The sequence below is a fragment of the Dyella sp. 333MFSha genome (assembly GCF_900102405.1).
In the GTDB taxonomy this organism is placed as follows: domain Bacteria; phylum Pseudomonadota; class Gammaproteobacteria; order Xanthomonadales; family Rhodanobacteraceae; genus Luteibacter; species Luteibacter mycovicinus.
In genome coordinates this window covers 296599-305806 of the sequence record NZ_FNBR01000004.1, presented here as the reverse complement: position 1 = coordinate 305806, position 9208 = coordinate 296599, and the positions used below count along the sequence as shown (strand labels likewise).

The 9208-nt window shown below is 62.0% G+C and carries 9 protein-coding genes and 2 pseudogenes; 3 read left to right on the top strand and 8 right to left on the bottom strand.

Features of this window, described 5'->3' with window-relative positions; translation table 11 throughout:
- Positions 1-167 (bottom strand): transposase (locus BLT40_RS16395; protein ID WP_143025902.1); only part of this gene is annotated, 167 nt, incomplete at its 3' end.
- 82 nt (positions 168-249) lie between these two features.
- On the opposite strand from BLT40_RS16395, the pseudogene BLT40_RS16390 reads away from it, so the two are divergent.
- Positions 250-606, top strand: a pseudogene (locus tag BLT40_RS16390) (glutathione S-transferase family protein); the annotation flags it as partial.
- 52 nt (positions 607-658) lie between these two features.
- On the opposite strand, the gene BLT40_RS16385 reads toward BLT40_RS16390, so the two are convergent.
- The 4 genes from BLT40_RS16385 to BLT40_RS16370 all read right to left on the bottom strand — a co-directional run bounded on the left by BLT40_RS16385 (position 659) and on the right by BLT40_RS16370 (position 6410).
- Complete coding sequence (locus BLT40_RS16385) at positions 659-1294, bottom strand: outer membrane beta-barrel protein (protein ID WP_043691767.1); 636 nt, start codon at positions 1292-1294, stop codon at positions 659-661.
- A gap of 275 nt (positions 1295-1569) precedes the next feature.
- Positions 1570-2439, bottom strand: coding sequence for an ATP-grasp fold amidoligase family protein (locus BLT40_RS16380; RefSeq protein ID WP_176809201.1), 870 nt, complete (start codon positions 2437-2439; stop codon positions 1570-1572).
- A 328-nt stretch (positions 2440-2767) separates the two neighbouring features.
- Positions 2768-5815, bottom strand: coding sequence for a TonB-dependent receptor (locus BLT40_RS16375; RefSeq protein WP_090354946.1), 3048 nt, complete (start codon positions 5813-5815; stop codon positions 2768-2770).
- 319 nt (positions 5816-6134) lie between these two features.
- The gene (locus BLT40_RS16370) at positions 6135-6410 is read right to left on the bottom strand and encodes a hypothetical protein (RefSeq protein ID WP_143025901.1); all 276 of its coding nucleotides are present in this window, start codon (positions 6408-6410) and stop codon (positions 6135-6137) included.
- Positions 6411-6577: 167 nt separating this feature from the next.
- Here BLT40_RS16370 and BLT40_RS16365 point away from each other — a divergent pair, with 167 nt between their 5' ends.
- Together BLT40_RS16365 and BLT40_RS16360 are read left to right on the top strand one after the other, a co-directional pair.
- Positions 6578-6970: a hypothetical protein gene (locus tag BLT40_RS16365; protein WP_036116530.1), complete on the top strand. Its 393-nt coding sequence runs from the start codon at positions 6578-6580 to the stop codon at positions 6968-6970.
- A gap of 47 nt (positions 6971-7017) precedes the next feature.
- The gene (locus BLT40_RS16360) at positions 7018-7722 is read left to right on the top strand and encodes a glutathione S-transferase N-terminal domain-containing protein (RefSeq protein WP_090354941.1); all 705 of its coding nucleotides are present in this window, start codon (positions 7018-7020) and stop codon (positions 7720-7722) included.
- A gap of 4 nt (positions 7723-7726) precedes the next feature.
- Here the strand turns inward: BLT40_RS16360 and BLT40_RS16355 are convergent, their stop codons facing one another.
- The 3 genes and pseudogenes from BLT40_RS16355 to BLT40_RS16345 form a co-directional block, all read right to left on the bottom strand.
- On the bottom strand, positions 7727-8050 hold the full coding sequence (locus tag BLT40_RS16355) for a helix-turn-helix domain-containing protein (protein ID WP_036116525.1): 324 nt from the start codon (positions 8048-8050) through the stop codon (positions 7727-7729).
- Positions 8040-8358 (bottom strand): annotated as a pseudogene (locus BLT40_RS16350) (type II toxin-antitoxin system RelE/ParE family toxin). The gene BLT40_RS16355 and the pseudogene BLT40_RS16350 overlap by 11 nt, the downstream one beginning before the upstream one ends.
- 145 nt (positions 8359-8503) lie before the next feature.
- Positions 8504-9187 (bottom strand): outer membrane beta-barrel protein, encoded by a 684-nt coding sequence (locus BLT40_RS16345; RefSeq protein WP_176809200.1) that lies wholly within the window; start codon positions 9185-9187, stop codon positions 8504-8506.
- Positions 9188-9208 lie beyond the last annotated feature (21 nt).

Sequence of the window (9208 nt, the reverse complement as noted above, 5' to 3'; positions counted from 1 at the left end):
AGTCGATGCACATCGGATGCCTCCATGCCGCCGTACTTTGACTTCCAGGCGTAGTACGTCGCCTCGGAAATGCCCAGCTCCCGGCACATATCTTTGACCTGCCTGCCGCCTTCGACCTGCTTCAGCGTCGCGACGATCTGGCTCTCGGTGAACTTGCTCTTGCGCATCGTGGGTCTCCTTGGGGATATTTTGCCCGGAGACCTCGGTTTATGTCTGGAGTAAGTTTACGGGGAGTCGACACCATTCGCCTGGATGTTCGCCGCGATCAACACCGTCGAGCCACCCATGCTCGAGCTCGTCACGGCAAGGTTTCTCGAAGGCGACAAACCCTGGTCGAAGGAACGCCTCCCGCTGATCATGGACCGCATCCGCGATCGTTTCGTCCAGCTGTCCGCCCGCCTCGGCGATGCCGACTGGCTCGACGACGCATTCAGCGCGGGTGACCTGATGATGGCGTCGGTGCTTCTGCGGTCGCGGCCGTCCGGCGTGCTCGACGAGTTTCCCCGGCTGGCCGCGTACGTAGCGCGCGCCGAGGCGCGACCCGCCTATCAACGCGCGTTCGCTGCCCAGCTGGCTGCCTTCACGAGCGCCCCGCATCCGGGTTGATCCGGTAGCGAGCCACCGTGCGCGAGCGAGGCTCCGCACGGTGGCCGTGCCATTACAGGTGCGCTTCGATCGCCATGCCGAGCACGCGCGTCGACAGCGTCCGATGCCTGGAAGCAATCCCGGAGATCTGTGAGGTGTAACGCGTCACATCGATGCCAACGTCGAGATGCGAGGTCACCGCATACCCCACGCCAAGCCCGAGATAGCGGCTACCGCCTTTGAGCGTCCCACGGTAATAGTCTGAACCCGGGCCAGCCTGCGTGTGGCTCCAGTGCTGCGTTCGCATGCGGGCGATACCGGCGCGGCCGGTGACGGAGAAGCTCTGCGGCAGCTCCCATTTCAGGTTGGCGCCGATGAGTACGGCACGCGATCCGATCTCGCTTCGCGTGCTCAGCGGATACGTCCGGCTGCCGTACCGGTGCGTGCCCGTGGCGCGGTACTTCACCTTGCCCAGGTCCGCGTAGCCAAGTTCGGCACCGAGGGCGACGTGTTCACCCATGCCCCAGCGATAACCGCCACCGAGTTCATAGGCGCGTGCGGACTTGCCGTCATAGAGCTTGCTCGGTACGGCGTAGCGAGCTTTGCCGATGTCGGCACGGAGGAAAGCGCCGGCCGGGTTGGCGGCGGCGGTGAAGGAAACGGCTGTCAGAGCCAGGGCGGCTGTGGTGACGAGCAAGACCTTTTGCATGAGGCATCCTTGGGAAGCGTGCAGCATTCCGCCGGGCGGTGCGCCGACGGGCCGTGGAGGCGACGGCAGTCTAGGCGGAGTGCGCCATCACGAGGATGGGGGATGACGGCATCGACAGCGGGGCCATCGGACAGCCTCAGGGCGAGAATTCAATCGCCAGCGCAAGTGGTTACGCGCCCCCGCCCGTGCTTCTCAGCAAGCGCTTACGTGGGACTGGGAGAAGGACTACGCACCGTCGTGCGCCAATATCACAAATAGCGTGCGCCCAACGGAACTCAAGCCACCTGCGTGTGCAGCATCTCGTCGGTGAGATCTCCAAAGATCATCGCCGACGCCAGGCGCTCGCCATCCGGCGGACTGAACACGCCCATGGCGCCGCTCGGGCAATTGGTCATCTCGCCAATCAACACCGACTCGCCGTCCGAATACATATCCACGCGCACCAGCGAAAACCCCTGGCTCAGCCGCGTTGCCACCTGCAGCATCCTGTCGAGATTCGCCGGCCGCTCGAAGTCGATCGACCCACGCTCGTACACCAGCCCGAAACCCTGCTCGCGCCAGTCCAGGTCGTAGAACTTGCGCACATGCCGCGAGTGCCTTCCGTAGTCGACCTGAATCAGCCGCGGCCGCCCTTGGAAGCAGAACACCTTGTAGTCGGTGATTTCCGCGTCGTTGAATATCAACGGCTCGACGATCACCTTCGGCTGCAGGTTCTTGTAGTTCCGCTCCCGCGAGGTCCGGTAATAATTCAGCGCGAACCAGCCGCGGATGCGCGCCATATCGACCGGCTCACCATGCTTGCGCGTGATGATCTGCCCGCTCGCATGCGTGGGTTTGATCACGCAGCGGTCGGGGATGAGATCGATGTCGACGTCGTCCACCCGGCGGAACACGGTATGCGTCGGCACGTTGTGCTGGTCGCCGACGCGGTCGCGGACGAAGGTCTTCACGAATTCCTTGTCGGTCACGTAGACGCGCAACGGGTCCACGATCTCGGTGGAGGCCTTGATGCGATGGATGACGTCGTTGAACAAGGGGTGTCGCCGACGCGGCAGGCGCCGGTGCTGCATCACGAAGCCGAACAGGTGAACGAGGTGGTCGACCGGCGCGATGGCAGGCAGGTGCCCGATGAGGGCGCGTTTCATCGAATTTCCGGACATCTCAGAGGCTTCCTTGTTTTGACCGGTTGGCTGGTAAAACGCACTGAAACGTTCGCTTCGTGGGCTACTCACAACTTGCGGATGCGCTTTGCGGGCAATCCAGGCGAGGCACGTTTTCGGCAAGACTAGCCGAAAGCGGCCCTAAGTGTGATGAAGGTCGCATTCACGAATGTGACGCAGTCGACCTTTATGGCGCGGGCGGCCTAAACGCAAGAAAGCCGACCGGGCTGCGCCTGGTCGGCTTTCTCGTCAACGGCAACCCCATGTTGTGCCTCGCGGCACTACCCCGGAGTCAGGTCCTTCGGGTCAGGGCTCAGTAGTCGTAATTCACGCTCAGGCGGAAATAACGCGGCTGCTGCACCGCCGTCGGCGTCCCGTACAGCGGGTTCGCCAGATTCGGGCTTTGCTCGCCGTTCGGGTAGATACCGATCGTCCGCTGCTCGTTGAGCACGTTGAACACATTGGCGTTGAAGGCCAGCTTCGCATCGGCGAGGGCGGGACGATAGGTCACACCGAGATCCACCTGGCGCACCCAAGGCAGGCGGCCGTGGCTGCCGGGCGGGGAGGGCTCGCCGTTGCAGAAGTGGTAGCTGTTGCCGTAGCCCGCCGGGTCGGTACGATCCGCGCCGAAGTAGCCGAGGCAGGGCTTGGGCGCACCGGAGATCATGCTGAGGTTGCCGCTGACCAGCCATTCGGGGCTGAACTGGTAGTAGCCGAAGAACTTCAGCTGGTGCTTGTGATCGTTGTTCTGCACACCGTTGGTGTTGACCATGATGTACGAGTTGTCCCAGTCCTGCGTGGTCGACACCGCGGTCTGGCCGGTGCCGCGCGATTCGCGGTACAAGTCCGAGCGAAGCTGGCCTTCCGTGTTGCCGTAGCTGCGCGAATACGTATAGCTGACCTTGCCATACCAGCCGTCGGCGAACGGATGCTCGAGGAAGGTTTCCAGCGAGTAGTAGCGACGCTTCAGGCGATCGAAACCGAACTCCTCGTTGGACAGTGGCACCTTCACGTAATTGCCCGAGGTATCCACCAGGTTGAAGGTGTTGGACTTGCCGGGATTGAACAGCCAGCAGCTCACCGGATTGCTCTGGTCGGTCACGTCGTAACCCAGCGACTGAGCCTTGGCCAGCACCAGGTCGATGTCGCAGTAGTCGTCGATGGCGTTACGCAGGATGCGCTGCGTGGCCTTGGCGCCGTAGACCCAGTCGGTTCCCAGCGTCTTCGTGAAGCCGAGGATGAACTCGTCCTGGTACTCGGACTTGAGGCCCTGTGTCGTCACCGTCTTCGGATCGGGCAGCTGACCGAACGTGTTGTTGGCGGCGACCGGCGGCGAGATCGCCGTAAGGCCGGTCGGCGTCCCGTCGGCCGCGATGCCGCCATAGGTGAAGTACTGCGACGTCGTCAGCGCGCCGCCGGCGGCATTGAGCGCCGGATTCAGCGGCAGGCCGAGGTAGTAACGCCCCGCGTTGGCATACACCTTGAAGGTCGCGTCACCGAAGACGTCCCAGCTGGCTCCCAGGCGGGGCGCCCACTGCGGTTTGTGCTGGGTGATGAAGGCGTCGCCATCCGCGTTGAAGTTCTCGAACTGATCGTTACGGATACCGAACGAGAGCAGCCAGCGATCGTTCACCTGCCACTTGTCCTCGATGTACTGCGCGCGCTGCGTCGAGCGAACGGTGGCGAGACTGCTGTTGATGTTCTGGATGACGTAGTAACCGCCGGCACCGTTGGGGAAGCCGGCCGTCGCCGGCACACCTAGGCCCGTGGAAATCGGTGTGTTCGGATCGGACTGGCCATACGTCCACGAGTACCCGCCGGGACCCGACGTCACCGAGCCCTGGTCGATGGCCACCGCGGTCTGGTTGTCGATACCGGCGGTGATCGTGTGATCGCCGATCTTGTAGGTGATGTCGATGCGCGTATTGGTGGTGCGGTTACCGCGGCCCGAGGGACTGAGGCTGGATACGGTCTGGCTGTTGCCGCGCGACGATCCGCCGTTGAGCGCCGGGTTCTGGTTGACCAGGCCATCGACGTACGTGAGGCTCGAGTTGTAGCCGCCGGGCGCATCGTAGTCGGTGGTATGCAGCTTGCCGTACAGCGCGCTGACGGTCAGGTCATCGGTAATGTAGCCGGTGTATTTGGCCGTCCACAGGTTGCCGCCGGTCTTGATATCGTCGTCCTGGCCGATGCGATCCTGCCGCACGCGGTTGACGTAGTCGTAGTTGTAGATGCTGCCCGAGGTCTGATACTTGTCCGACGCGCCGGTCAACTCGAGGATGTTGTTGTCCGTGATGTTCCAGTCGATCTTGCTGTACCAGCGCGGCGAGTTGTATCGGTAATCGACGTAGGGCTTGGTACTCGTGTAACCGCTCACCGGGTTGACGGTATTGCCTTCCTGTCGCTGGTATTCGCCGGCAACGAAGATGAACAGCTTGTCCTTGATCAGTGGGCCGCCGGCATAGGCGCTGACCGTGGTGCTGTCACCGCCGTTCTCGCTATCGGGCGAGTACAGATTGCCGGCTCGGGGCGAGGCGGGCAGGCCGCTTTCGTAGTAGCGGTTGCGCTGGTTGGCGCGCGCGAAGCTCGGCTCCCACAGCACCTGCGTGCCGAAGTGCCATTCATTGGTGCCGCGCTTGCCGACCACATTGATGACGCCGCCGTCGGATCGGCCGTACTGGGCGCTGTATCCGCCGGTGTAAACCTCCTGCTGCTCGATCGCGCCATACGGCAACGACAGGCCGCCGAAGCCACGCAGGGGGTCGGTGGTCGAAAAGCCGTTGACGTAATAGGCATTCTCACTCGCGGCCGAACCACCGAAGCTCACCAGTGAATTGCCGGTCGGACCCTTGAAGCTGCCACCGTTCTGCACCACGCCGGGCGCGAGCAGCGCGATGGCTTCCGAGTTACGGCCCAGCGGCAGGCGTGCCAGCTGTTCCGAGGTGACGACGGTGCGCGAATCGATCGTCGATACGTCGATCTTGGGCAGCGCGGAAGCGGAGACCGAGACGCCGGACATGTCGGTGGTCTGTGCCTCGGCCGGAGCGAACGACACTTCGGTACCTGCGCCGACCTTCAGAACGACGTTCTGGCGCGTGTCTACGGTCTGACCATTGGCGCGCAGGGATACCGTATACGTGCCCAGCGGCAGCTGGCCGGCCGAATAACGGCCGCGCTCATCCACGGCGATTTCGCGGGTGATACCGGTGTCACTGGTGATGACGACCGTCTCGCCGGCAGCGACAGGCGCCTGGCCGAAGATGCCACCGGTGGTGGACTGGGCGAAGGCGGCGGGACTCGCGACGATAGCGAGAGCGATGGCCAGCGCGGTCTTGTTCAAGGGCTTGTTACGGCTAAGCATGAAGAAACGTCTCCCTGGATCTGTTTGGACGCACGGACATGCACGGGTGGCCGCGGCGCGGCACCCGTAATGGCTGATAAAGGCAAACCCTGGCGCACGTCTCCGACGCTGACAACGCGCGTTGTCAGAACGGGACGAGCCGCATAAACGCGCATCCGCGCGTCGCTTCCCTTCAGAAGACTTCACGTGCTGCGTCGCAGCACTTGCTATCGGTTATATAGAAAAGTTACGGGGATGTATAGGGGTTTAGACGGCCTTTTCGAAAGAACGTCCGGTCGGCTGCGTCGGCGCCAGGGGGCGCTCCGGCGCGGCCAGGGCCTCAGAAACGCATATCCACGCCGGCGTGAATCGTATGAACGTGTATGCGTTTGCCGCCTGGCCGGATGCGGGTTCCCGCGAGCGTATAGCGCGAAACGTCGAGCGAGAGATCAGTAGTCGGCGTGAGGGCAAAGCCGATGCGCATCGACGCCAGGCGCGTACGGGCGATATCGCCTCTCATCACGGGGATCTGCTTTTTGACTAAAGAATTCCTTGCGGCCGCCGCTAAAAGCGACCGGAAGTCGGTCGCCGCCTCACAGCGGTCCGGATCGGTCAATCAGGGATTTCAGGGAGCAGGTGGTAATGATGTATCGGAAATGGATGTTGGCTGCCGCAGCGGTAGTCCAGTTGAGCGCGTGCACGGTGTTCGTACCCAGGGCGACAGAGCCCACCGATGGGCCACGTGCGAGGATTCGCGTCATTGGCGGTGGCGGCGACCTTATCGTGACGCCGAAGCGACAGCCGGGCGGTCGGCACGGCGGCTTCGTCGCACATGGCGTGCTGTATCCCGGATCGCGCCAGAAACTCGGGATGCCGGACCACGAAGAGCCGACCTCTTGGGCCGACGAATACTACGTCGAGGCCGATCAGGATGTACAAGTCTGGTTTACTTACGATTTGCGTACACCCGGTAGCAAATACGCACCCGGTACGCGTCAGTCATGCGGTCCCGTCGACGGGCAATTCCATGTCGACGAAGGGGCGGATTACGAGGTATCCGCTCGTGTGGATGCAGGCATGCGCGGCTGCTTCGTCGACGTGAAGCGCATCGTCGAACTCAACGGGAAGGTGTATTTCCTGCCCGTCCGCGTCGGACCGCGGGTGCTTCCCAAATAAGGGGAGGAGGCCTACCTTTGCTGCTTTATGGCCCAAAGGTATGCCTCATGTCCGACCTCTCCGCCTTTCCGATCACGTCGCGCTGGCCTGCCGCACACCCCGATCGTATCCAGCTCTACTCGCTGCCCACGCCTAACGGCGTCAAGGCGTCGATCATGCTCGAGGAGCTGGGCATTCCCTACGAAGTCCATCTCGTCGATATCGGCAAGAACGAAAGCAAACTGCCGGAGTTCGAGTCACTCAATCCCAACGGCAAGATTCCCGCGATGATCGACCCGGATGGCCCTGATGGAAAACCGCTCGGCTTGTTCGAATCAGGCGCCATCCTCCTTTATCTCGCGGAGAAGACGGGCCGCTTCCTGCCGAAGGACGAAGCGAAGCGCTGGGAAACGATCCAGTGGGTCTTTTTCCAGATGGCGGCCATCGGTCCGATGTTCGGTCAGGTCGGCTTCTTTCATAAGTTCGCCGGCCGCGAATACGAAGACAAACGTCCGCTGGAGCGCTACGTCGCGGAAAGCAAACGACTGCTCGCAGTGCTCGACCGGCAGCTCGACGGTAAGGACTGGATCGTCGGCGATGAGTACACCATCGCGGATATCGCCACGCTGGGCTGGGTCAATAATCTGGTGACGTTCTATGGTGCCCGGGAGCTGGTGGGCTTCGATGACTTCCAGAACGTCATCGGGTGGCTGGAACGTGGCACGTCGCGGCCTGGCGTGGAGCGCGGATTGAAGATTCCGGCGCGGACCTGAGGTATCAGGCCAGCACCTGGAGTCCATGCTTGGCGACAACCGCAAGAAGCTTCAGCGCCATGCCGCTAGGCTTCTTGGCCCCGGATTCCCACTTCTCAACCGTGCTCTCACTCGTATTCAGGTAGCGCGCGAATACCGGCTGGCTCACATGATTCCGCTCGCGAAGCTGCTTGATCTGCAACGAGTCGATCATTGGGGGTGTAGCGATGCAGAGATCATCGAAGTCCCGCATGGTTGCCTTGTCGATGGTCCCAGCTCTGCGCATTCCGGACACGGCGCTGTGAATCGCCTCGAATGCGTCACTCTTATGCTTACGATTAGCGTTCATTACGTACCTCAATGAGTTCCGAGATCGCCACTTCCTTGTCGATGTCTTGCTCTACCTTTCGACTGTAAAGTGCCGCAAGCTTCCTGAACGCGGCGAGTTCCGAGTCGTCGATATTTGCCCGATCCTTTTTCGCGAACAGATAGGCAAAGATCCAGTACCGCCGTCCTTTCGCGACCACGATAGACCTGTGCATGTTGCGGTTGAGGCGTTTCTTGAAAACCCCGCCGCCCAGGTCATCGGCTTGGCCGCGCATGACTTCGAGCCGCGTTTCGTAGCTCCGAGTCGCTGATCAGGTGTTTTTTCGCCATCTTGGCGAACCACGCGGTCTTGAACACCCGCTGGCCTTGCGTCCATTCGTCCATGGCTTAGGGTAGCACTGGGTGCTATTTATTTCTAGCCAAAAAAACGGCCGCATTATGCGGCCGTTTTTTTGCACCTGAGACTACCTACTTCTCAGAACCGGAACTCAGCCCCCGCCGCCCACACGCCGATCTTCTGGCTGATGCTGCCCGCATCGCTCTTGTAGTCGCCGTGGTAGTGCTCGTAACCCAGCGTGACGCCGAAGTTGCGGGTGAAGTCATAGCCGACGTTCAACGCACCGTAGAAACCGTTGTCGTGCGACGAGTTCTTGTACGAATAGTGGTCGCGGCTGCCCGGCGAATAGTAAAGATCGACGCCGTCGACATCGCTGCGCAGGCGCGACCACATGTGAAGGAAGCCTGCGCGCAGGCCCAGCGACCATGAATGGCCGAGCATCCACTTGGCATTGATGCCCAGTAGCGCGGCCTTGTTCTTGATCTCGGAGCGATCGGTCTCCGTCCATCGGCCTGGCGAGGTCGCATCCACCCGGTCCGACAACTTGCCCAGGTCGACGAAGCCGGCTTCGGGTCCGATCGAGAACACGTCGTCGATCATCCAGCGATAGCCGCCGGTGACGCCGAAAGCAGTGTCTTTCTTGTCGACATGCTCGGTCGCGTCGATGCCGTAATAGGAATACGTGCCGCTTTCGCCGGTATCCCCGCTGTAGTGCGACTTGCCAGCCGAGGCAGTGATAAAGGCCTGGCCGTCGGCCTGGGCGGCGATCGGAGCGATCGCGAGAAGAGCGGTAACGACCGCCGTGCGCATGACCTTATGCATGGTGTTCCCTGTTCCTGATGA

Bases quoted from the DNA above. Each gene is read 5' to 3' on its own strand.
- BLT40_RS16380 (WP_176809201.1), bottom strand. From the start codon at position 2,439: ATGAAACGCGCCCTCATCGGGCACCTGCCTGCCATCGCGCCGGTCGAC.
- BLT40_RS16375 (WP_090354946.1), bottom strand. From the start codon at position 5,815: ATGCTTAGCCGTAACAAGCCCTTGAACAAGACCGCGCTGGCCATCGCT.
- BLT40_RS16355 (WP_036116525.1), bottom strand. From the start codon at position 8,050: ATGAACGCTAATCGTAAGCATAAGAGTGACGCATTCGAGGCGATTCAC.
- BLT40_RS16385 (WP_043691767.1), bottom strand. From the start codon at position 1,294: ATGCAAAAGGTCTTGCTCGTCACCACAGCCGCCCTGGCTCTGACAGCC.
- BLT40_RS16360 (WP_090354941.1), top strand. From the start codon at position 7,018: ATGTCCGACCTCTCCGCCTTTCCGATCACGTCGCGCTGGCCTGCCGCA.
- BLT40_RS16345 (WP_176809200.1), bottom strand. From the start codon at position 9,187: ATGCATAAGGTCATGCGCACGGCGGTCGTTACCGCTCTTCTCGCGATC.